The 19,762-nt window shown below is 63.8% G+C and carries 22 protein-coding genes; 8 read left to right on the top strand and 14 right to left on the bottom strand.

Annotation, left to right across the window (positions count from 1 at the left end; genetic code table 11):
* The first annotated feature begins 558 nt into the window (after positions 1-558).
* A complete protein-coding gene (locus tag MJ643_RS24010) occupies positions 559-996 on the top strand; it encodes a CBS domain-containing protein (RefSeq protein WP_013970400.1) in 438 nt (145 codons plus the stop codon).
* A 6-nt stretch (positions 997-1,002) separates the two neighbouring features.
* Here MJ643_RS24010 and MJ643_RS24005 read toward each other — a convergent pair whose 3' ends face one another.
* The 3 genes from MJ643_RS24005 to MJ643_RS23995 form a co-directional block, all read right to left on the bottom strand.
* Positions 1,003-1,641 (bottom strand): hypothetical protein, encoded by a 639-nt coding sequence (locus tag MJ643_RS24005; protein WP_024087980.1) that lies wholly within the window; start codon positions 1,639-1,641, stop codon positions 1,003-1,005.
* A gap of 69 nt (positions 1,642-1,710) precedes the next feature.
* Positions 1,711-1,953, bottom strand: a complete 243-nt coding sequence (locus tag MJ643_RS24000) for a DUF2789 domain-containing protein (protein ID WP_013970398.1) — start codon at positions 1,951-1,953, stop codon at positions 1,711-1,713.
* Between the two features lie 61 nt (positions 1,954-2,014).
* Positions 2,015-2,473, bottom strand: coding sequence for a YbaK/EbsC family protein (locus tag MJ643_RS23995; protein ID WP_024087979.1), 459 nt, complete (start codon positions 2,471-2,473; stop codon positions 2,015-2,017).
* Between the two features lie 99 nt (positions 2,474-2,572).
* Here MJ643_RS23995 and MJ643_RS23990 point away from each other — a divergent pair, with 99 nt between their 5' ends.
* A complete protein-coding gene (locus MJ643_RS23990) occupies positions 2,573-3,919 on the top strand; it encodes a nodulation protein NfeD (protein ID WP_013970396.1) in 1,347 nt (448 codons plus the stop codon).
* A gap of 2 nt (positions 3,920-3,921) precedes the next feature.
* On the top strand, positions 3,922-4,674 hold the full coding sequence (locus tag MJ643_RS23985) for a slipin family protein (protein ID WP_024087978.1): 753 nt from the start codon (positions 3,922-3,924) through the stop codon (positions 4,672-4,674).
* Positions 4,675-4,784: 110 nt separating this feature from the next.
* Here MJ643_RS23985 and MJ643_RS23980 read toward each other — a convergent pair whose 3' ends face one another.
* Both MJ643_RS23980 and abc-f read right to left on the bottom strand, forming a co-directional pair.
* Positions 4,785-5,417, bottom strand: a complete 633-nt coding sequence (locus tag MJ643_RS23980) for a LysE family transporter (protein WP_024087977.1) — start codon at positions 5,415-5,417, stop codon at positions 4,785-4,787.
* Positions 5,418-5,551: 134 nt separating this feature from the next.
* Positions 5,552-7,462 carry a ribosomal protection-like ABC-F family protein gene (gene abc-f / locus MJ643_RS23975; RefSeq protein WP_024087976.1) on the bottom strand — a complete coding sequence of 637 codons (1,911 nt, stop codon included), beginning with the start codon at positions 7,460-7,462 and terminating at the stop codon, positions 5,552-5,554.
* A gap of 50 nt (positions 7,463-7,512) precedes the next feature.
* Between abc-f and MJ643_RS23970 the strand changes: the two genes are divergently transcribed.
* Positions 7,513-7,995 carry a TIGR02444 family protein gene (locus MJ643_RS23970; RefSeq protein ID WP_013970392.1) on the top strand — a complete coding sequence of 161 codons (483 nt, stop codon included), beginning with the start codon at positions 7,513-7,515 and terminating at the stop codon, positions 7,993-7,995.
* On the opposite strand, the gene MJ643_RS23965 is transcribed toward MJ643_RS23970, so the two are convergent.
* Positions 7,971-8,990, bottom strand: coding sequence for an AlgP family protein (locus MJ643_RS23965; protein ID WP_013970391.1), 1,020 nt, complete (start codon positions 8,988-8,990; stop codon positions 7,971-7,973). The two genes, MJ643_RS23970 and MJ643_RS23965, sit on opposite strands and share 25 nt — an antisense overlap.
* A 378-nt stretch (positions 8,991-9,368) precedes the next feature.
* Between MJ643_RS23965 and MJ643_RS23960 the strand changes: the two genes are divergently transcribed.
* Complete coding sequence (locus MJ643_RS23960) at positions 9,369-10,007, top strand: FKBP-type peptidyl-prolyl cis-trans isomerase (protein ID WP_013970389.1); 639 nt, start codon at positions 9,369-9,371, stop codon at positions 10,005-10,007.
* A 9-nt stretch (positions 10,008-10,016) separates the two neighbouring features.
* Here the strand turns inward: MJ643_RS23960 and MJ643_RS23955 are convergent, their stop codons facing one another.
* The 7 genes from MJ643_RS23955 to MJ643_RS23925 form a co-directional block, all read right to left on the bottom strand.
* Entirely contained in the window at positions 10,017-10,487 is a 471-nt protein-coding gene (locus tag MJ643_RS23955; protein WP_013970388.1) for an Rsd/AlgQ family anti-sigma factor, read from the bottom strand.
* A gap of 231 nt (positions 10,488-10,718) precedes the next feature.
* Positions 10,719-11,225, bottom strand: a complete 507-nt coding sequence (locus MJ643_RS23950) for a disulfide bond formation protein B (RefSeq protein WP_013970387.1) — start codon at positions 11,223-11,225, stop codon at positions 10,719-10,721.
* A gap of 222 nt (positions 11,226-11,447) precedes the next feature.
* On the bottom strand, positions 11,448-12,686 hold the full coding sequence (locus MJ643_RS23945) for a heme biosynthesis protein HemY (protein WP_013970386.1): 1,239 nt from the start codon (positions 12,684-12,686) through the stop codon (positions 11,448-11,450).
* Positions 12,683-13,783, bottom strand: a complete 1,101-nt coding sequence (locus tag MJ643_RS23940) for a uroporphyrinogen-III C-methyltransferase (protein ID WP_024087972.1) — start codon at positions 13,781-13,783, stop codon at positions 12,683-12,685. The genes MJ643_RS23945 and MJ643_RS23940 overlap by 4 nt, the downstream gene beginning before the upstream one ends.
* A gap of 45 nt (positions 13,784-13,828) precedes the next feature.
* On the bottom strand, positions 13,829-14,596 hold the full coding sequence (locus MJ643_RS23935; RefSeq protein ID WP_013970384.1) for a uroporphyrinogen-III synthase: 768 nt from the start codon (positions 14,594-14,596) through the stop codon (positions 13,829-13,831).
* On the bottom strand, positions 14,593-15,534 hold the full coding sequence (gene hemC, locus MJ643_RS23930) for a hydroxymethylbilane synthase (protein WP_013970383.1): 942 nt from the start codon (positions 15,532-15,534) through the stop codon (positions 14,593-14,595). The genes MJ643_RS23935 and hemC overlap by 4 nt, the downstream gene beginning before the upstream one ends.
* Positions 15,535-15,730: 196 nt before the next feature.
* Positions 15,731-16,474 carry a LytTR family DNA-binding domain-containing protein gene (locus MJ643_RS23925; RefSeq protein WP_013970382.1) on the bottom strand — a complete coding sequence of 248 codons (744 nt, stop codon included), beginning with the start codon at positions 16,472-16,474 and terminating at the stop codon, positions 15,731-15,733.
* Positions 16,475-16,770: 296 nt separating this feature from the next.
* Between MJ643_RS23925 and argH the strand changes: the two genes are divergently transcribed.
* Positions 16,771-18,165, top strand: coding sequence for an argininosuccinate lyase (argH, locus tag MJ643_RS23920; protein WP_024087971.1), 1,395 nt, complete (start codon positions 16,771-16,773; stop codon positions 18,163-18,165).
* 147 nt (positions 18,166-18,312) lie between these two features.
* Here argH and MJ643_RS23915 read toward each other — a convergent pair whose 3' ends face one another.
* A complete protein-coding gene (locus tag MJ643_RS23915; protein ID WP_013970380.1) occupies positions 18,313-18,975 on the bottom strand; it encodes a glutathione S-transferase in 663 nt (220 codons plus the stop codon).
* A gap of 147 nt (positions 18,976-19,122) precedes the next feature.
* Here MJ643_RS23915 and MJ643_RS23910 point away from each other — a divergent pair, with 147 nt between their 5' ends.
* Positions 19,123-19,431, top strand: coding sequence for a hypothetical protein (locus MJ643_RS23910; protein ID WP_013970379.1), 309 nt, complete (start codon positions 19,123-19,125; stop codon positions 19,429-19,431).
* Between the two features lie 69 nt (positions 19,432-19,500).
* A complete protein-coding gene (locus MJ643_RS23905; protein WP_013970378.1) occupies positions 19,501-19,746 on the top strand; it encodes a TIGR02647 family protein in 246 nt (81 codons plus the stop codon).
* The last annotated feature ends 16 nt before the right edge of the window (positions 19,747-19,762 follow it).

The following is a 19,762-nucleotide window of genomic DNA, read 5'->3' as shown; positions in this document are numbered from 1 at the left end:
CCAGCGCGGTGCATGGCACCGGCTGCGCCGGTGTTCGCGGCTAAAGCCGCTCCCATAGGGATAGCGTGAGCCCAAAGCCTGCACAGAACCTGTGGGAGCGGGAGGGCCCGCGAAGAATCCAGCGTGGTGCATGGCACCGGCTGCGCCGGTGTTCGCGGCTAAAGCCGCTCCCACAGGGATAGCGTGAGCCCAAAGCCTGCACAGAACCTGTGGGAGCGGGCGGGCCCGCGAAGAATCCAGCGCGGTGCATGGCACCGGCTGCGCCGGTGATCGCGGCTAAAGCCGCTCCCACAGGGATGGCGCGAGCCCAAAGCCTGCACAGAACCTGTGGGAGCGGGTTCACCCGCGAAGAATCCAGCGCGGTGCATGGCACCGGCTGTGCCGGTGTTCGCGGCTAAAGCCGCTCCCACAGGGATAGCGTGCGCCCGAACCCGGCACGGCAACCACCGATGACGTTTTTCAATCGACTCCATGCCGTTTCCTGCATTGCCGTGCAGAGCGCCGTGCCGGATGCTTTATTTACTCAGAGAATCGCTTTTTCCACCCGCAGAGGCCCGTATGAAGAACGTCGAACAAATCCTCAAGACCAAGTCCCAGCACCAGACCGTGTACACCATCGGCCCGGATGACTCGGTACTCGACGCCCTGAAACTGCTGGCGGAGAAAAACGTCGGTGCGCTGCCCGTGGTCGAGGGCAACCAGGTGGTGGGTATCGTCAGTGAACGGGACTATGCGCGCAAACTGGTACTCAAGGGCCGCTCTTCCGCCGCTACCCCGGTGCGCGAAATCATGAGTGCCCCGGTGGTCACCGTGGAGCCGAAGCAGAACCTCGAGTACTGCATGAACCTGATGACCAACCGCCACCTGCGCCACCTGCCGGTGGTCAACAACGGCGAGCTGCTCGGCCTGCTGTCGATCGGCGACCTGGTCAAGGAAACCATTGCCGAACAAGCCAGCCTGATCCTGCAACTGGAGCAATACATCCGCGGCGAATGAAGCGCCTCAATGGTAGGCGCGCTCCAGCTCGTCCAGCTGATGGTCGAAGCTGCGCAGGCGCGCCGACCAGGTATACACCAGCACTTCCAGGTCACGGTTGAGCACGGCGGTATTGCCATGGCCGCTGCTGCTTGGCTCGCCCAGATCCAGCTGGTAGCGTTCGCGGGCCATGGCTTGGGCCACGCTGGACAGGTCGCGGGCATTGGCCAGCCAGTGATGATGGTGGTCATGAACTTCACGGTCGAGCAACCGGCACTGGCGCTTCAGGGCATCCAGGCTCTGCTCCAGCGGCGTGCCCCTGAGCTCACCCATGACCTCTTCGAAGGTACGCCCCGAATGCCAGTAGCTGCCCCAGAAATAGCGGTCGAACACCGTCTCGACGCGGCGCAGCGCGACCTTGGTGTTCCAGATGGCCAGCAACGTTCGCCCCTGCACCACTTCGCGCTTGTTCAGGTGCAGTTGCTGCCAGGCGATCCAGGCCAGCGCCACCAGCGCAACCGCCACAGTGACAGCCGCGGCTGCATACAGGAAATGCACCGCCTGAGTCATCTGTTGCGTGTGCCTGATGCCGTAGAAGTAACTGGCCGTCAGGGTGCCCAGGATCGTCACGGAGCACCAGAAACCTGGTGCGTAGGGATCTTTCATCGCGCTATCCCCTTATTGTTTTCCTGAGCATAGCAACGGCCAATCACTCGTCAGGTGCCGCTCGGCGCTTTATTTTCGAGGGCGGCGCAATGCTTCGTTGAGTTGATCGAACGGCACCGCCCAATCGGCATCTTCAATGATGCTGTCCTTGAGGAAACTACGCTGGGCATCGGTCCAGAACGGCGCATCCACCAGCTTGATGTCGTTCTTCAATGGCGAGTGGCTGGCGATGAACTGATCGATGCTCACCGCATCGTCAGCCAGCCCCAGTTGTTTGAACAAGTCTGCAAAGGGATGGATCGGCGCTTCCATGGTTCCTCCTGAGAGCCAGGCAAGCCGTCCACGACGCCCGCCTGGCATTGGTTTGAAAACATCAGCAAAGCTCGCGCACTTCGGCGTGCGGCACCAGTTTCATGTACTGCTCCATGCTCATGTGGATCAGGTGATCGTGATCACCCGCCTCAAGGTAGACATCACCTTGGCGGGTAAGGCTCGGGTCGAGCAGCATTTTTATCTGGTAGGCATCGCCAAGCGCTGGCACGGCGCCGCGCTCGCAGTCGCCGAACAGGCTCGGCAGGCCGCTTTCACGGGTCAGTTGCCAGGCGCCGGACATACGCACCTTGCTCATGTCCAGATGCCGGTTGGCCGGTAGCACGGCCATGATGTAGTTGCCATGACGGTCATCGAGCATCACCGACTTGGCGACCCGCTCGGCGGGCACGCCGGCCGTGCGGGCCGACTCCAGGCTGGTGGCCGAATGTGGATGGGGAATGATGTCGTAATCGCAGTTGGCCTTGTCCAGGCGATCCTGCAGGGTCTTTGCCATACGCATGATGCACCTCCGGTTTCGCCCCCCAATCTCCAATTTTAGGCCTGCCATCGGCAGGCAGGGCTAAACTTGTGCAAATAGAGGCGAACGAGGTGACGACAGGTGCTCACCCGCTGCTGGCGCTGGCTATTGCTGCTGTTGCTGCTTGGCATCACGCCAGGCGGCCAGGCAGCGCCCGGCGCGGTGTGGGTGCTGGGCATCGATGACGCCATCGGCCCGGCCAGCGCCGACTACCTGGTGCGCAGTCTCGGCCAGGCCCAGGAGCAGGGGGCGCAGCTGGTGGTTATCCGCATGGACACCCCGGGCGGGCTGGACAGTGCCATGCGCCAGATGATCAAGGCGATTCTCGCCAGCCCCGTGCCGGTTGCCACCTACGTCGCCCCCAGCGGGGCCCGCGCCGCCAGCGCCGGCACCTATATCCTTTACGCCAGCCATGTCGCGGCCATGGCGCCGGGGACCAACCTGGGCGCCGCCACGCCCGTGCAGATCGGCGGCCCGCCAGGCGCGGCCAAGGACGACAAGGCCAAAGACAGCGATGAAGACACCCTTGCGCGCAAACAGGTCAACGATGCTGCGGCCTACATCCGTGGCCTGGCGCAACTGCGCGGACGCAATGCCGACTGGGCCGAGAAAGCCGTGCGCGAAGCGGTCAGCCTGTCAGCCAGCGAGGCCTTGCAGCTGAACGTGATAGACCACGTGGCCGATGACCTGCCCGACCTGTTGCGCAAGCTCGATGGCAAGACGCTCGATGTCGCCGGTCAACCCCGCCAGTTGCAGACCGCCAATGCCAGCCTGGTCGAGCATCTGCCGGACTGGCGCACACGGGTGCTAGCGGTGATCACCAACCCCAGCGTGGCGCTGATCCTGATCATGATCGGCGTGTACGGCCTGCTGTTCGAATTCATGAACCCCGGCTCGACGGTGGGTGGCGTGGTCGGCGGCATCTGCCTGCTGCTGGCGCTGTATGCCCTGCAACTGTTACCGGTGAGTTTCGCCGGTGTGGCGCTGATTCTGCTCGGCATCGCCTTCATGATCGCCGAAGCCTTCGTGCCCAGCTTCGGCGTGATCGGTTTTGGCGGCATCGTCGCCTTCGTGATCGGCGCGGTGATCCTGATCGACACAGATGCCCCCGGTTTCGGTATCCCACTGGCCTTGATCGGCACCCTGGCGCTGCTTTCGGCGCTATTGATCGGAGGGGTGCTGGGCATGGCCCTCAAGGCCCGCAGCCGGGCGCTGGTCAGCGGTGACGCCGGCCTGGTCGGCAGCCTGGTCACTGTCACCCAGGTAATGGCAGGCAACCCGTTCTGTGGCGTTGTGCTGGCCCAGGGCGAGCAATGGCAGGTGCAGTGCGCAACGCCGCTGCAGGCTGGCCAGAACGTGCGGGTGACCGCGCGCCATGGCGTCATGCTGGAAGTGACCGCCGCTGCGCCCGCGGCGCAAGGAGAATGACCATGTTCATGCAATTTGGTTTTGGCGCCGTGCTGCTGGTGCTGGCGATGCTGTTACTGTCGGCGTTCCGCATCCTGCGCGAATACGAACGCGCCGTGGTGTTCCAGCTGGGGCGCTTCTGGCAGGTGAAGGGGCCGGGGCTGATCCTGTTGATCCCGGTGATCCAGCAAATGGTGCGGGTCGACCTGCGCACCGTGGTGCTGGATGTGCCGCCGCAGGATGTGATCACCCGCGACAATGTCTCGGTCAAGGTCAATGCCGTGGTGTACTTCCGCGTGCTCGACCCGCAGAAAGCGATCATCCAGGTCGAGGATTTCCTCGTGGCGACCAGCCAGCTGGCCCAGACCACGCTGCGCGCGGTGCTCGGCAAGCACGAACTGGATGAGCTGCTGGCCGAACGCGAGCAGTTGAACTCGGACATCCGCCAGGTGCTGGATGCGCAGACCGATGCCTGGGGCATCAAGGTGGCCAATGTCGAGATCAAGCACGTCGACCTCAACGAATCGATGGTACGCGCCATTGCCCGCCAGGCCGAGGCCGAGCGCGAACGGCGGGCCAAGGTGATCCATGCCGAGGGTGAGTTGCAGGCGTCGGAGAAGCTGATGCAGGCAGCGCAGATGCTGAGCAAGGAGCCGGGGGCGATGCAGTTGCGCTATATGCAGACGCTGGGGGCGATTGCCGGGGACAAGAGCTCGACCATCGTCTTTCCGCTGCCGGTGGACTTGCTCAAGGGGTTGGTGGACAAGCAGAAGTAGCGTTGGCCCATTCGCGGGCTCGCCCGCTCCCACAGGTACTGCGCCGGTCTCAGGGGCGGCACATCACCTGTGGGAGCGGGCAAGCCCGCGAATGGCCGAGATGCGGTCTATCAGATTGGCGCCCGGCGCAAGGTAGCCAGGAACGTGGCCGCGCCGATGAACAGCCCGGCAAAGGTCCGGTTCAAACGCTTCTGCTGCTTGGGCGTACGCAGCAAACGCAATACCCGCGCAGCCAAGCCTGTGTACCCCGCCATCACCAGCATGTCGACAGTGATCATGGTCACGGTGATCGCCACGTACTGCGGCAACAGTGGGGCATGCGGGTTGATGAACTGCGGCAGCACCGCCAGCATGAACACCAACGCCTTGGGGTTGCTGACGTTGACCAGGAAGCCACGGAGCACCAGGCTCAGCGGTTTGCCAATCGGACGCACGCCGGATTCATCGGTCATGTCCATCGGCAGGGCGCGCCACTGCTTGTAGGCCAGGTAGACGAGATAGGCGACGCCGAACCACTTGATGACCTGGAAGGCCGTGGCCGAGGCGGCCAGGATGGCACCGACGCCAGCGGCGATGATGGCGATCTGCACGATCAGGCCCAGTTGCAGGCCCAGGGCGTTCCAGTAACCACGCCAGAAGCCGTATTGCAGGCCGCTGGACATCGAGGCGATCGCCCCGGCGCCGGGTGAAAGACTGATCACCCAACAGGCGGCAAAGAAGCCCAACCACACTTCCATCGACATCACACACCTCGCTCGACATATGTTGCAAAACGTTAAGCTAAGGTGTTGGTGAAAAAATAACCAGTGTTTTTTTGGCGCTTTGAATTGGTTGTGTTGGGGAGAATGTCCTCCCCCAACACCATCTCAACCCTTGCTCACGACAACGCCTCAAGCTCGGCCTGCATGCTTTCGAGGGTTTCCAGCGCTTCCATCCAGGCTTCTTCCAGCTCACCTTCGCGCTGCTTGAGTTTGCTCTGGCGCGCCAGCAGGTCACGCAGTTCGTCCTTGCGCGCCGCGTCATAGAGGCCACCGTCACCCAGCGCGGTTTCGATCTCGGCCAATTGCGCGTGCACCTGGTTGAGCTCGGTTTCCAGCTTGTCGGCGGCCTTCTTGTGCGGTGCCAACTGCTGGCGCAAGGCTGCGGCCGCCTGGCGCTGGGCCTTCTTGTCGGTCTTGTCCGGGTTGACCGGAGCACTGCTGGCCGGCGCGCTGCGCTGGCGGTACTCGACCAGCCAGCGGCTGTAATCGTCGAGGTCGCCATCGAAGGTATCGACCTTGCCGTCGGCCACCAACAGGAAGTCGTCGGTAGTGCTCTTGAGCAGGTGACGGTCGTGAGACACTACCACCACGGCTCCGGCAAATTCCTGCAACGCCATGGTCAGCGCCAGGCGCATTTCCAGGTCGAGGTGGTTGGTCGGTTCGTCGAGCAGCAGCAGGTTCGGCCGCTCCCAGGCAATCAGCGCCAGCGCCAGGCGAGCCTTTTCGCCACCGGAGAAGTTCACCACCGGCTCGTCGCAGCGAGCGCCATGGAAATCGAAGCCGCCAAGGAAGTCGCGCAGGGTCTGCTCGCGTTCGGTGGGGGCAATGCGCTGCAGGTGCAGCAGCGGGCTGGCCTTGTCGTCCAGCGAGTCCAGCTGGTGCTGGGCAAAGTAGCCTACGGCTAGGTTCTCGCCACGCACCAGGCGGCCCGACAGCGGCTCCAGTTCACCGGCGAGGTTCTTGATCAGGGTCGACTTGCCGGCACCGTTGGGACCGAGCAGGCCAATACGCGCACCTGGGGTGAGCTGCAGCTTGACCTTGTCGAGGATGGCCTTGTCGCCATACCCCAGGCGGCCTTCGGACATGTTCAGCAATGGGCTGGAGATTTTCTGCGACTCGCGGAAGACGAAGTCGAACGGCGAATCGACATGCGCCGCCGACAATTCTTCCATGCGCTCCAGGGCCTTGATCCGGCTCTGCGCCTGGCGGGCCTTGGTGGCCTGGGCCTTGAAGCGGGCGATGTACTTTTCCATGTGCGCGCGCTGGGCCTGTTGCTTCTCGTAGGCCTGTTGCTGCTGCGCCAGGCGCTCGGCACGGGTGCGCTCGAAGGCGGTGTAGCCGCCCTTGTACAGGTTCAGCTTGCGCTGCTCGACGTGCAGCACATGGTCGACCACGGCATCGAGGAAGTCACGGTCGTGGGAAATCAGCAACAACGTGCCGGGGTAGCCCTTGAGCCAGTCCTCCAGCCACAGGATCGCATCCAGGTCCAAGTGGTTGGTGGGCTCGTCGAGCAGCAGCAGGTCGGACGGGCACATCAGTGCCTGGGCCAGGTTCAGGCGCATCCGCCAGCCACCGGAGAAGTCGCCGACGCGGCGGTCCATCTGCTCGTTGGTGAAGCCCAGGCCGGCCAGCAACTTGCGCGCACGGGCGTCAGCGGTGTAGCCGTCGGCGCTTTCCAGCTCACTGTGCAGGCGCGCCAGGGCGGTGCCGTCGTGAGCCTGCTCGGCCGCGGCCAGTTCGGCCTGGACCTTGCGCAGGCGCGCGTCGCCATCGAGCACATAGTCCACGGCCAGGCGGTCGAGGGTGTCGACCTCCTGGCGCATGTGGGCGATGCGCCAGTCACCGGGCAGCTGGCAATCGCCGGCATCGGGCGACAGCTCACCGCGCAGCAAGGCGAACAGGCTGGATTTTCCGGCGCCGTTGGCGCCGATCAGGCCGGCCTTGTGACCGGCGTGCAGGGTCATCTCGGCGCCTTCTAGCAAGCGCTGCGGACCACGCTGTAAAGTGAGGTTGGATAGTCTGATCATGATGGTCGCGGAGTCTACCAGCTTCCTCGACCCATAGCGCGAGTGGAACCATGAACACCGACCTGTGGAATCACGCCCTGGCCCTGTATGCCAGGCCTGGTGTGGAAGCGGCCTGCCTGGACCTGCAGGCGCAAGGTGGCGACGTCTGCCTGCTGCTGTGCGCAACCTGGCTGCAGGCGCGTGAGGTGGCGGTACTGGACGAGCGCGCACAGGCGTTGCGAGACGTTGCCGAGCCCTGGCAGCGAGACGTGGTCAGCCCGTTACGCAGCCTGCGCCAACAGTGGCGCTCGGCAGCGCAGGGGGATGCGCAGCTGGCGGCGTTGCGTGAACAGCTGAAGGGGTTGGAACTGCAGGCCGAGAGGGCCTTGCTGGAACGCTTGCAGGAGCGTTCGCGACAGTGGCCCGCAGGCTCCCATGAGCCCACGGACGACTGGCTGGCCCGACTGGCGCCGGACCCGGCCCGACACCACGACGCACTGAATCAGTTGCGCGTCGCGGCGGCAGCGCTTCAGGACGCCGAAGAAGACGCCTGAGCCGGGGTGCTGGCGGGTGCCGATGGTGCTACCGGGGTGGCCGGGGTGGCCGAGTTGGTCGCAGCGGCCGGGGTGCTGGCAGCAGGTGTAGCCGGTTTGGCTTCGGCTGGCTTGCTGACTGCAGGCTTGGCAGCTGGTTTTCTGGTCGCACGTGCTGGCGCCTTGGCGGCAGCTGGTTTCGCAGCAGCGGTTTTGGCTGGGGCTTTGGCAGCTGGCTTGGCTGCAGGTTTCGCAGCAGCAGTGGCTTTGGCAGCTGGCTTGGCTGCAGGTTTCGCAGCAGCGGTAGCTTTAGCTGCTGGCTTGGCTGCGGGTTTCGCAGCAGCGGTAGCTTTGGCTGCTGGTTTGGCTGCAGGTTTCGCAGCAGCGGTAGCTCTGGCTGCTGGCTTGGCTGCAGGTTTCGCAGCAGCGGTAGCTCTAGCAGCTGGCTTGGCCGCAGGTTTTGCAGCTGCGGTGGCTTTGGCAGCTGGCTTGACTGCAGGTTTTGCAGCAGCGGTAGCTCTGGCAGCTGGCTTGGCCGCAGGTTTTGCAGCTGCGGTGGCTTTGGCAGCTGGCTTGGCAGCAAGTCTGGCAGCAGCCGGCTTGGTGGTTTTGGCCGCACGCAGATCAAGGGCCTTGACGGCAGCTTCGCGAACCTTGCCTACACCCTGGGCCAGCTTGAGGCTGTCCTGGGCATCACGCTTGAGTTGTTGAATATAAGCGCGCGTCTGGGTTTGACGTTCCTTGAGGGAATCGAGCAGTTCTTCAAGTTCGCCGATGGCTTTTTGCGCCTTGGTTTGCGCCTTGGCTTTACCGGCCTTGGCTGCGTCTTGCAGTTTCAGGCGACCGTTGTGCAGTTTTTCCTGAGCCTTGCCACGCTGCTTTTCCAACTTGGCCAACAGTTTTTCCGCATCAGCCAGCGCTTGCGAGCAGGCCTCTTCCAAGTGTTCGAGCAGGCTGCTCGAAAGTTGCTGGAGCAGGTGTAACGGCGTACTTACTGGCTTCTTCTTGGCCGACATGGTTTACCTCCTGGCTGACGAGATTGCGGCTCATACTATGCTTCTGCTGCTACCGCCGCTAGGGCATGTTGACAGTAATATTTACGCCGCGTTGCATGCCTGGGCAACGTTGTTATCTTGCAGCTCCGTGCAAGTGTAGTTGCTGAATAAATCATTGCTGATATTTGGCAGCTATCTGTCTTGCAGCGCGCCCTGCAGGAACGGCCTTGTGTCGCGATAGGGGCGCGAAGCGCCCCCAGGGTTTGTGCATCACGCTGATACTGCCGGGGCCGCTCTGCGGCCCATCGCGACACAAGGCCGCTCCTACAGGGACCGCGAGCACACAATAGAAAACTGAACACTGGCATACTTCCACGCTCATTGGCGCAGGAACCAACCATGCCTCGATATCTTGTCTTAGGTTTATGCCTGCTGGCGCCCATCGCCCTGGCCGACAGCGACGAACACGACCTCGCCTACAGCCTTGGCGCCAGCCTCGGTGAGCGCCTGCGCCAGGACATGCCAGGCCTGCAACTGGATGCGCTGGTCGAAGGCTTGCGCCAGTCCTACCAGGGGCAACCGCTAAAGCTCGACAAAGCCCGCATGCAGGCCGTGCTGCAGCAACACGACGCCCAGGACGGCGACGCTGCCACGCAGAAGCTGCAGGCTGCCGAAACACGCTTCATGGCCAACGAACGCGGGCGTTATGGTATGCACGAACTACCGCAAGGCGTGCTCTACAGCGAACTGCAGGCAGGTACCGGTGCGCAACCGAAAGCCGGCGGCAAGGTGCAGGTACGCTATGTGGGCATGCTGCCGGATGGCTCGGTATTCGACCAGAACCAGACACCGCAGTGGTTCAGCCTGGATTCGGTGATTGAAGGTTGGCAAGTGGCCTTGCCGCAAATGCACGCCGGCGCCAAATGGCGCCTGGTGATTCCGTCAGCACAAGCCTATGGCGCCGAGGGCGCGGGTGACCTGATCGCACCCTATACACCCTTGGTGTTCGAGATCGAACTGCTGGCGGTTGGCGACTGACGCCAACCCTCAGGCTTCGACTGCGCCCTCTTCCTTGTGTGCGTTATGCAACACCTCGATCAGGCAGTCTTCAAGTTCGAAGCGCTCATGCAGCAGGGCACCCAACTTGGTCAGCTTCTCGGCGAAGCGTTCGGTGTCCTTGCACTCGCCCTTGGCGCAATGGTCATTGAAGGCCAGTGCGATCTGAGTGCTTTCATCAATACGCGGATTGATCTGCGTGGCCAACTCCAGGCCTCGCGTGTCACCAAATGCCTTGGCTTCACTGACCAATTGTTCGCTGACCTCGAAATGCCACGCCGAAACGTAGTCGACAAGGAGCGCGCAAAAGTCCCCGTTGGTGTCCTTGTCGGCGAAGGCCGGCTTCACATCGCGCAGCGCGCGGAAAGCCTGCACCAGTTCCTGGCGCTCCTTCAGCCAACGGTCGATCAGATCGTGAACCCCACCCCAGCGTTCCTGGGCGTTCTGACAACTATCGAGCATGGCGATCTCTTCCCTTCTGGGTAGATGCCGCTGCACCTCGCACCACGACCGCGCGGCACAAAGGTGACATCAGCAGGACGGCATCGAGCAGTTGTGTTTTCGGTATGCGTGCTGGGAGATTATTCCCGCGCGTGCTGACCATCAAGGTACGCAGCGGACAAAGTTCATACAAGTGTTTAATACCCCGTTACATCGCCATTGGTCGCGCTAATGGCCAAGCCTTGCGTCAGGTCAAGGTATTGCCAGGGTGCGGAAACGATACGCCAGCAGATAACTCAAGGGCAGCGCCGCCAATAGCAGGAAGGCCAGCAGGCTCCATTCAGGTAGCGTCAGGTCGAGAAAGCTCCAGGTCAGCGAGTTGCAATCCGGGCCGCCGAGCAAAAGTTGCCGCGCGGCCTCGCCCCAGGATTGCTCGAGCACACGCCAGATCGGCATCGGGCATACATGGCTAGCACCCTCGGCCCCCTGCAACCAGACATGCCGCGCCGCCAACGATGCCCCGGCCAGCGAGCAGCCCAGCATCGCCCTTCCGTAACGGCGTATGCCCAGCGTTCCTGGAGCCTGCACCACTGCCGCCAGGCACAGCGAGGCGTACACGCCAAGCAGCAGCCGCTGGCTGAAACACAATGGGCACGGCACCAGCCCCAGGACGTTTTCCAGGTGGAAGGACGCGACCAATACCGCCAGTGCGGCCAGGCAGGCAGGAAGAAAAAAGGTGCGCAAACGGGCCGGCAGCATGGGCGGTGAAGGTCCCGGAGGTGATGAAGTGGCTTGAAACGGTAGAGGAAAAACGCAGGATGTTTCAAGGCGCGACAGCAATGACAAGTCGCTGAATCGCGAAGGAAATTTCCAACCACGCAGTAGGAAGCGTCTGAAGAAATGGACTGCAGATGTAACTTACATCGATAGATAAGTCACCCGCCCCCTGGGCCCGCACCTTCGCGCGGGCCCAGGGGTAGGTCAGGCGCGTACGCCTTCTGGCAAAGGCAGGGCCAGCAGGCGCTCGTCCAGCAGACCGAGGCCCTCCTGGAACAGCTGGTTGCTGCGTTCGGTCTCGCCAAGGCCGGCGAGCAGGCGAGCCAGCTCGGCACAGGCCTCGGGGTTGCGTTCCATGCGCAGGCTGCTTTCCAGGTAGTCACGCGCCTTGCCCCACAGGCGGTTCTGCAGGCTCAGGCGGCCCAGGGTCAGCAGCAGGCTGGCGTCTTGCGGGTGGTCCTTGAGCCAACCTTCGGCGGCCTGCAACTGGCGCGCCGGGTCATCGCCACGCACCAGGCCGTACAGGCGCGCCAGGTGGCTTTCGTAGCCTCGCTTGAGGGCCGTGCGCAGTACCTGCTCGGCTTCGCTCTGGGCGCCCACCTGGCGCAACTGCTCGGCATAGGCCAGCACCAGTTGAGGCTCCTGGCGCTGGGCTGCGGTCAATTGCTGCCAGGCGCGCTCCAGGGCCTGACGCGCGGTTTGTGCGTCCTCGCCACGGGCCGTGGCCAGGCTCAGGTTCTGGCCCCAGGCACGTTGCTCCAGGGCGGCCAGCTCGGCAGCCGGCAGCACCTTGCCCTTGCGCAGGTCTGGCAGCAGACGGATCAGCGCCGACCAGTCACCGCGCTCCAGATGCACACGCTGCAACAGGCGCAGCACCTGGCTGCTGTGCGGGTGGCGCTCGTGCATGGCCAGCAGGGTTTCCAGGGCCCCATCGCTTTCGCCGCGGTCCATCTGCAACTGGGCATGGGTCAGGGCAATGGCCAGCTCCGCTTGCGGCTGGCGCTCCAGGGCACGCTCCAGCAGGTTGTCGCTGTCTTCAATACGGCCTTGCTCGTTGGCGGCACGCGCGGCACCGAGGTAGTACAGCAGCGGCTGGCGCTCAGCCTCGGCGGCACGATGCAGGTGGCGCTGGGCACTGGCCCAGCGGCCCTCGGCGAGGTCCAACTGGCCCTGCTCGATGGCCACGCGAATACGCCGGCTGCGGTTACGCCGCGACCACGGGTTGACCACACCGCTGGAGGTCAGCATCAGGCCGACCAGATAGCGCAACAGCCACAGCAGCACGACGATCGCCAGCAACCCGGCCAGGGCCGCCCACAGCCCCGACTGGTAGCGGAAGCCGCCATAGGAGATCAGCACGTAGCCACTGTGCTTGGCGACAGCGATACCCAACGCCGCGGCGATCACGATCGCCAGCACGGCCAGCAGGTAGACACGCTTCATGGCTTGCCCCCTTCAGCCTCGGCCGGCAGGTGACGGCGCTGGATGTAGGCCTGCACTGCTGCCAGGCTTTCGCTCAGGTCGGGGGTGACCACCGACACCGGCTGCTCGGCCAGGGCATTGAGGCTGTCTAGCATGGCCTTGCTTTGCGGGTTGTCGGCGTTGAAGTTGGCCAACAGCACACTGCGGGCATCGTCCAGCGCCTGGGTATAGACCTTGGCCTCGCCATTGAGCGCCGCCCACTGCGCCTGCTCGATGGTCAGGCTCAGGGCCAGACGCAGCTGGTTCAGTTGCTGCCCGGCGAGCAACGGGCGTACGTTGTCATCGGCGTTGAAGTCGATCTGGAAGTACTTGGAGATCTCCGCCCACCACTGCGACAGGCGGCTAGCGCCATCGCCGTCGGCGGTCAGCGCACCAAGGGCATCGGCGTTGCTGTCGAATTCGGGTGACTGGGCGCTTAGCTGCTGCACCAGCTCACGTTGCGCGGCCAGTTGCAGGAACAGGCCGGTACGGTCCGGTTGCTGGGTGCTGCTGAGGGTCGCCAGGCTGCGCGCCAGTTGCTCGCGGGCAGCGAAGGCCCCCGGGTCGCTCTGTTCGCGCAGGATTTCGTCGGCACCTTCGACCAGGGCCTTGGCACTGGTGATGTCCTGCAAGGCCGACAGGCGCAGGGTGGCCAGGCGCAGCAGGTGCTCGGCTTCGGCCAGGCGCCACTCCTTGCGGCTTTCGCCGAGCACGGTTTCCAGACGCTGGCTGAGGCGTTGCTGGTCGCCTTGCAGCTGCGCCACCAGGCGGCGGCGGTCTTCCAGCTCGCTGGCAGCCGGCAGGCTGGCCAGTTGCGCGCTGATCTGCTGTTCGCGCTGCTGCAGGGCCTCGGCGCGCTGGTTCAACGCCTCGATGTGCTGGCCCTGGTTGAACTCGTTGCCTTGCAGTTGACGCACCTGCCAGACACCCCAGCCACCTACTGCCACCCCGGCCGCGCCCAACAGCAGGGCCAGCGCTGCCAGGCCACTGCCGGAGCGCTTGGCAGGTGGGGCGGTGACGGGATCCACCGGCGCCTGTGCCGACGGTTGATCGTTGTTGGACAAGACAGTCTCGCTCACGTATCCATCCTTTGCATGGGGGCGCATCGCGTTCAGCTTAGCGCCTTAAGAGGCAGGTGCAGCGCTGCGCTGCACGGCTGCCAGCAAGGCCGCGGCACTGGCGCCACGGCAATCCAAAACCTGTTGGGCCCCGGCGGCCCGGGCCTGATCGGCGACCCGCGGGCTGGGCACGAACAGCGGCAGACGCGCCACCAGGGGCCAATCGGCACCAGCCATCTGCTGCAAATGTTCGAACCCCTGCCCACTGCTGACCACCAGGCCATTGAGGCGTTCCGCTTCGATGCGGCGCATCAGGGTGCCCGCCGGGTAAGCCGGCAGACAGCGTCGATACAGTTCCAGATAATCGACACTAGCACCTTGCTCTGCAAGACGCTCTGCCAGCAGTTCGCGACCTCCGACGCCACGCACGATCAAGATACGCGGCGCAGGCACGGCAACCGCCTGCCGCAGGGCCGGCAGCGCCAGCAAAGCTTCGCTGTCATCGCCACGCGGCGGGAAGCTCACCACCAGGCCCGCGCCCTGCAGCACCGCTGCAGTGGCCTCGCCAACGGTGAACCAGCCTTGCCGTGGCGGCTGCAAGCTGGCCTGGGCAAGGTGTTCAAGCAACAACCTGGCAGCTGGCTTGCTGACCACGATGATCGCCTGGAAGCCAGGCAGGCCCTTCAGCAATGGGCGTTGCCGATCGCCCAAGGCGACGGGCTCTATCGCCAGCAGCGGCAGGCAACTGCTGCCCACCCCTGCCGCCGCCAGGCTTTGCGCCAATGCCGCGCAGTCCTCGGCAGGCCGGGTCAGCAGCAGGCGCCATTGGCTCACGGGTGGCCGGCCTCGCCGTAGACTTCCTTGAGAATGGCCTCGGCGCCCTGGCCAAGCAGGTCCTCGGCCACCTGTACACCCAAGGTCTCCGCTGCCGCGCGGGGGGCGCGCGCATCGGCCAGCAACAGGGTACCGCCGCTGGGCTGGCCGACCAGGCCGCGCAGCCACAGCTGGTCACCTTCAAGTACCGCGTAGCAGGCAATCGGCACCTGGCAGCCGCCATTCAGACGCTTGTTCAGGGCGCGTTCGGCCACCACCCGGTCGGCGGTGTCGGCATGGTGCAGCGGCGCCAGCAGTGCGTGGATCTGTTGATCGGCGCTGCGGCACTCGATGCCCACCGCACCCTGGCCGCCAGCCGGCAGGCTGTCATCGACGCTGATGGTGGAGGTGATGCGGTCTTCGAAGCCCAGGCGGATCAGGCCGGCGGCGGCCAGGATGATGGCGTCGTACTCACCGGCATCCAGCTTGGCCAGGCGGGTGTTGACATTGCCACGCAGGAAGCGGATTTGCAGGTCAGGGCGGCGCGCCAGCAGCTGGGCCTGGCGGCGCAGGCTGGAGGTGCCGACGATACTGCCGGCCGGCAGCGCGTCGAGGCTGGCGAAGCGGTTGGACACGAAGGCATCGCGCGGGTCTTCGCGTTCGCAGATACAGTACAAGCCCAGGCCCTCGGGGAAGTCCATGGGCACGTCCTTCATCGAGTGCACGGCGATGTCGGCTTCATTGTCCAGCAGGGCGGTTTCCAGTTCCTTGACGAACAGGCCCTTGCCGCCGATTTTCGCCAGCGGCGCGTCGAGCAGCTTGTCGCCACGGCTGACCATGGGCACCAGGGTCACCAGCAAACCGGGGTGCGCCTGCTCGAGGCGGGCTTTGACGTATTCGGCCTGCCACAGGGCCAAGGCACTTTTACGGGTGGCAATGCGGATTTCGCGAGTGGACATGGAACGCCCCGATCCAGAGAAATGCCGCCGATGATAACAGCATCGCCGGTATCGCTTGCAGATGTGGATCAGGATCCTGTGCTTGCCTGTACCGGCCTAATCGCCGGCAAGCCAGCTCCCACAGGAACCCTGCACGGTTCAAGGTAGGCGCTGTACCTGTGGGAGCTGGCTTGCCAGCGATTGGGCCGATACAGGTTCAGAGGGTCTGCATCATCTTGCGCACACCGGCCACATGGCGCCGGCTGACAGTCAAGGCATCACCGTCCAGGCCCTTCAGGTACAGCTGAAAATGCCCCAGCGGGGTACGCTGCAGGCGTTCGATACGTTCACGGGCAACCAGCGCGTTGCGGTGGATACGCACGAAGCGTTCGCCAAACTCGTCTTCCAGGGCCTTGAGCGGCTCGTCGAGCAGCACTTCCCCGGCCTCGTGGCGCAAGGTCACGTACTTGTGGTCGGCAATGAAGTAGATCACCTGGGGCAAAGGGATCAGCTCGATGCCTTTGCGCGTGCGGGCACTGATGTGGCTGCGTGGGCCGCCACCTTCATTGGCCGGCCGGGTGAGCGCCGCCAACTGGGCACGGTTGGGTTTTTCGGCCTTGCGCAAGGCATCGCGCAGCGCCTGGGCGTGGAAGGGTTTGGTCACATGGCTGAGGGTGCTGTCCTTGAAGGCCTCGGCACCGTATTCATCGTCGCCGGTGCAAAACACTACCGCCGGCGGTGCCTCGCGCTCGCACAGGCGAGCGGCCACCTGCAGGCCATCCAGGCCTGGCATGCCGATGTCCAGCAGGACCACATCGGGCTTGAGGCTTTCGATCAGCGTCAGGGCCTCATCGCCGTTGGTGGCGCTAGGCTCCAGCACGGTATAACCCTCCAGTTCGCCGAGCAGCCGGCTGAGGCGTTCACGGCCTTGGGGTTCGTCATCAACGATCAGGACATTCATAATTGCGCTGGATTCCTGAATGAGTCTCGCACAGGTATAGCGTAGACAGGTGTGGTTCGAGCGACACTGCGGTCACGCTCTAGACCGGTGCGATGGCCAAAGATTCACTCGGCCGGCAGATTCACTGCCAGTCTTCTGTCCAACTGTAGACGGTCCGTGGAACACTGCCGTTCATTCCTTGAAATCCGTCTCTGCCGTTTTCCGGGCATTTCTCTCGACCGGCGCCCTGCGGCAGCCAGCCCAACCCTGCTATCATCGGTGCCACTTTTTCGTTCACGCCTGCAATGAGTGAATCCATGAGCACCGACAAGACCAATCAGTCCTGGGGCGGCCGCTTCAGTGAGCCCGTCGACGCCTTCGTCGCCCGTTTCACCGCCTCGGTCGATTTCGACAAGCGCCTGTACCGCCACGACATCATGGGTTCGATCGCCCATGCCACCATGCTGGCGCAGGTCGGCGTGCTCAGCGATGCCGAGCGCGACACCATCATCGATGGCCTGAAGACCATCCAGGGCGAGATCGAGGCGGGCAACTTCGACTGGCGTGTCGACCTCGAAGACGTGCACATGAACATCGAGGCACGCCTGACCGACCGCATCGGTATCACCGGCAAGAAGCTGCACACCGGCCGTAGCCGCAACGACCAGGTGGCCACCGACATCCGCCTGTGGCTGCGCGACGAGATCGACCTGATCCTGGCCGAAATCACCCGCCTGCAGCAGGGCCTGCTGGAGCAGGCCGAGCGTGAAGCCGAAACCATCATGCCCGGCTTCACCCATTTGCAGACGGCGCAGCCGGTTACCTTCGGCCACCACCTGCTGGCCTGGTTCGAAATGCTCAGCCGCGACTACGAGCGCCTGGTCGACTGCCGCAAGCGCACCAACCGCATGCCCCTGGGCAGCGCCGCGCTGGCCGGTACCACCTACCCGATCGACCGCGAACTGACCTGCAAGCTGCTGGGCTTCGAGGCCGTGGCCGGCAACTCGCTGGACGGCGTGTCGGACCGTGACTTCGCCATCGAATTCTGCGCGGCGGCCAGTGTGGCGATGATGCACCTGTCGCGCTTCTCCGAAGAGCTGGTGCTGTGGACCAGTGCGCAGTTCCAGTTCATCGACCTGCCTGACCGCTTCTGCACCGGCAGCTCGATCATGCCGCAGAAAAAGAACCCCGACGTGCCAGAGCTGGTACGTGGCAAGACCGGCCGTGTGTTCGGCGCCCTGACCGGCCTGCTGACCCTGATGAAAGGCCAGCCGCTGGCCTACAACAAGGACAACCAGGAAGACAAGGAACCGCTGTTCGACGCCGCCGACACCCTGCGCGATTCGCTGCGCGCCTTCGCCGACATGATTCCGGCGATCAAGCCCAAGCACGCCATCATGCGTGAAGCGGCCCTGCGTGGTTTCTCCACCGCTACCGACCTGGCCGACTACCTGGTACGCCGTGGCCTGCCGTTCCGTGACTGCCACGAGATCGTTGGCCACGCGGTTAAGTATGGTGTGGACACTGGCAAGGACCTGGCCGAGATGAGCCTGGACGAACTGCGCCAGTTCAGCGACCAGATCGAGCAGGACGTGTTTGCCGTGCTGACCCTGGAAGGCTCGGTGAATGCGCGTGACCACATTGGTGGTACGGCGCCGGCGCAGGTGCGTGCGGCCGTCGTTCGCGGCAAAGCCCTGTTGGCGTCTCGCTAAGCCCCAAGGCGAGGGCTTCGCCCTCGTTCGCGGGCACGCCCGCTCCCACAGGTACTGCACATGGCTTGAAACCGATGCGGTCGGTGTGGGAGCTGGCTTGTCGTGGCGACGAACCGCGGCGATGGGCTGCGAAGCAGCCCCAGGCTTTTAGCGCTTGCCGCTACGAATAATCTCCATGAAGGCCGGCATCGCCGCCTCCTTGTCCGCCACGATCCGCGCCATGTGCGGGTTCTCGCCCATCAGCTGCAGCAACGCCTTGGCTTGCGGGAAATCCGCCAGGAAGTCGATGTTCAGCACCTTCTTGCCCACGGCATAGGCCAGGTCGACCGAGAAGCAGAACATCAGGTCGGCCAGCGTCAGTTGCTCACCCGCAACATAGGGTGCGAAACGCCCATTGCGCTTGAGGGTGGCAAACCCGGCCAGCAGATCGGCCCGGGCCTTCTCCTTGACCAGCGGCTCCACCGACATGCCAAAGAACGACTCGGCGTAGCAGGTACGTGCCGGCAGCTCGATATACAGCTCGATTTCCTTGAGCAGTTCACGCACCTTGGCCTGCCCGAACGGATCAGCCGGCAGCAGGGCCTTGCCGCCCTGGGTCTGCTCGATATAGTCGAGGATCACACTGGTTTCGCTGAGGAAGCCGTGCTCGGTCTGCAGCACCGGCACCTTGCCTCGTGGGCTCACTTCCAGCGCCTGTGGCGCCTGGCCGCCATAGAAGGTGATTTCCTCGAAAGGCAGGCCTTTTTCCAGCAGGGCCAGCTTGACCATGTTGTAGTAGTTGCTGACCGAGAATCCATGAAGCTTGAGCATGAGGTGACAGCCTCCAGGCCGTAAGGGGTTGGCCCGGCTTTTATAGACCGTACGCCTGCCCCTGACCAGCGTCATGCGCCTCGTCAATGCCCGGGCATTGCCGCCACAGGCGTGGCACACTACTTACCTGAACATTGGAGATCTGCCATGAGTGAATACGACGACGATTTTTATGATGACGATGATGATGGGGAGCTTGCCAGAGAAGCGCTAATTGAAGCCGTCCAGAACCAAATCGAAGCAGGAGATCCGCCTGCGGCCAAAGCGACGTTCAACAAGCTGACCTTGGTCGGCTACGAGCGTCAGGACATCCTGACCCTGATGGGGCAGGTGCTGGCGGTCGAGGTTTATAACATGATGACGGAAAAACGGGCGTTCAATCTGGAATGGTATGAGAGCGCTCTGCGCGCTTTGCCTGAGTTGCCTGCTGAGTTGAGTCAAGGCGACGACGAATAACCCAGCTACACTCGAAGCTCAGGCACCTCCACCGGTGCCGCCATCCTTGTCTGGAAGTCAGGAGTCGCCATGTCCTTTACCCCCGATCTGATCGCTGAACTGGAAGTACTCGCACTGTTCAAGCACGACAGCAGCCAGGAAGGCATCAAGATAAGCAGCACCGCATCCCCCGCCCTGATCGCGGCGGCGCAACGCCTGCATGAGAAGGGGCTGACCGATCAGCCTGATGGCGGCTACCTGACCAGCCTGGGTCATGACGCCGTCGAAAGCGTTCAACTGCTGCAGAACATTCTCAAGGCGCCACAACCGGCCTGATCCAAGATTGCAAGGG

Origin of the sequence: Pseudomonas sp. PNPG3 (assembly GCF_023093815.1) — a bacterium.
GTDB lineage: Bacteria > Pseudomonadota > Gammaproteobacteria > Pseudomonadales > Pseudomonadaceae > Aquipseudomonas > Aquipseudomonas asiatica.
This window is presented reverse-complemented; position numbering and strand designations above follow the sequence as displayed.

Bases quoted from the DNA above. Each gene is read 5' to 3' on its own strand.
- MJ643_RS24010 (WP_013970400.1), top strand. From the start codon at position 559: ATGAAGAACGTCGAACAAATCCTCAAGACCAAGTCCCAGCACCAGACC.
- MJ643_RS24005 (WP_024087980.1), bottom strand. From the start codon at position 1,641: ATGAAAGATCCCTACGCACCAGGTTTCTGGTGCTCCGTGACGATCCTG.
- MJ643_RS24000 (WP_013970398.1), bottom strand. From the start codon at position 1,953: ATGGAAGCGCCGATCCATCCCTTTGCAGACTTGTTCAAACAACTGGGG.
- MJ643_RS23995 (WP_024087979.1), bottom strand. From the start codon at position 2,473: ATGCGTATGGCAAAGACCCTGCAGGATCGCCTGGACAAGGCCAACTGC.
- MJ643_RS23985 (WP_024087978.1), top strand. From the start codon at position 3,922: ATGTTCATGCAATTTGGTTTTGGCGCCGTGCTGCTGGTGCTGGCGATG.
- MJ643_RS23980 (WP_024087977.1), bottom strand. From the start codon at position 5,417: ATGTCGATGGAAGTGTGGTTGGGCTTCTTTGCCGCCTGTTGGGTGATC.
- abc-f (WP_024087976.1), bottom strand. From the start codon at position 7,462: ATGATCAGACTATCCAACCTCACTTTACAGCGTGGTCCGCAGCGCTTG.
- MJ643_RS23970 (WP_013970392.1), top strand. From the start codon at position 7,513: ATGAACACCGACCTGTGGAATCACGCCCTGGCCCTGTATGCCAGGCCT.
- MJ643_RS23965 (WP_013970391.1), bottom strand. From the start codon at position 8,990: ATGTCGGCCAAGAAGAAGCCAGTAAGTACGCCGTTACACCTGCTCCAG.
- MJ643_RS23960 (WP_013970389.1), top strand. From the start codon at position 9,369: ATGCCTCGATATCTTGTCTTAGGTTTATGCCTGCTGGCGCCCATCGCC.
- MJ643_RS23955 (WP_013970388.1), bottom strand. From the start codon at position 10,487: ATGCTCGATAGTTGTCAGAACGCCCAGGAACGCTGGGGTGGGGTTCAC.
- MJ643_RS23950 (WP_013970387.1), bottom strand. From the start codon at position 11,225: ATGCTGCCGGCCCGTTTGCGCACCTTTTTTCTTCCTGCCTGCCTGGCC.
- MJ643_RS23945 (WP_013970386.1), bottom strand. From the start codon at position 12,686: ATGAAGCGTGTCTACCTGCTGGCCGTGCTGGCGATCGTGATCGCCGCG.
- hemC (WP_013970383.1), bottom strand. From the start codon at position 15,534: ATGTCCACTCGCGAAATCCGCATTGCCACCCGTAAAAGTGCCTTGGCC.
- MJ643_RS23925 (WP_013970382.1), bottom strand. From the start codon at position 16,474: ATGAATGTCCTGATCGTTGATGACGAACCCCAAGGCCGTGAACGCCTC.
- argH (WP_024087971.1), top strand. From the start codon at position 16,771: ATGAGCACCGACAAGACCAATCAGTCCTGGGGCGGCCGCTTCAGTGAG.
- MJ643_RS23915 (WP_013970380.1), bottom strand. From the start codon at position 18,975: ATGCTCAAGCTTCATGGATTCTCGGTCAGCAACTACTACAACATGGTC.
- MJ643_RS23910 (WP_013970379.1), top strand. From the start codon at position 19,123: ATGAGTGAATACGACGACGATTTTTATGATGACGATGATGATGGGGAG.
- MJ643_RS23905 (WP_013970378.1), top strand. From the start codon at position 19,501: ATGTCCTTTACCCCCGATCTGATCGCTGAACTGGAAGTACTCGCACTG.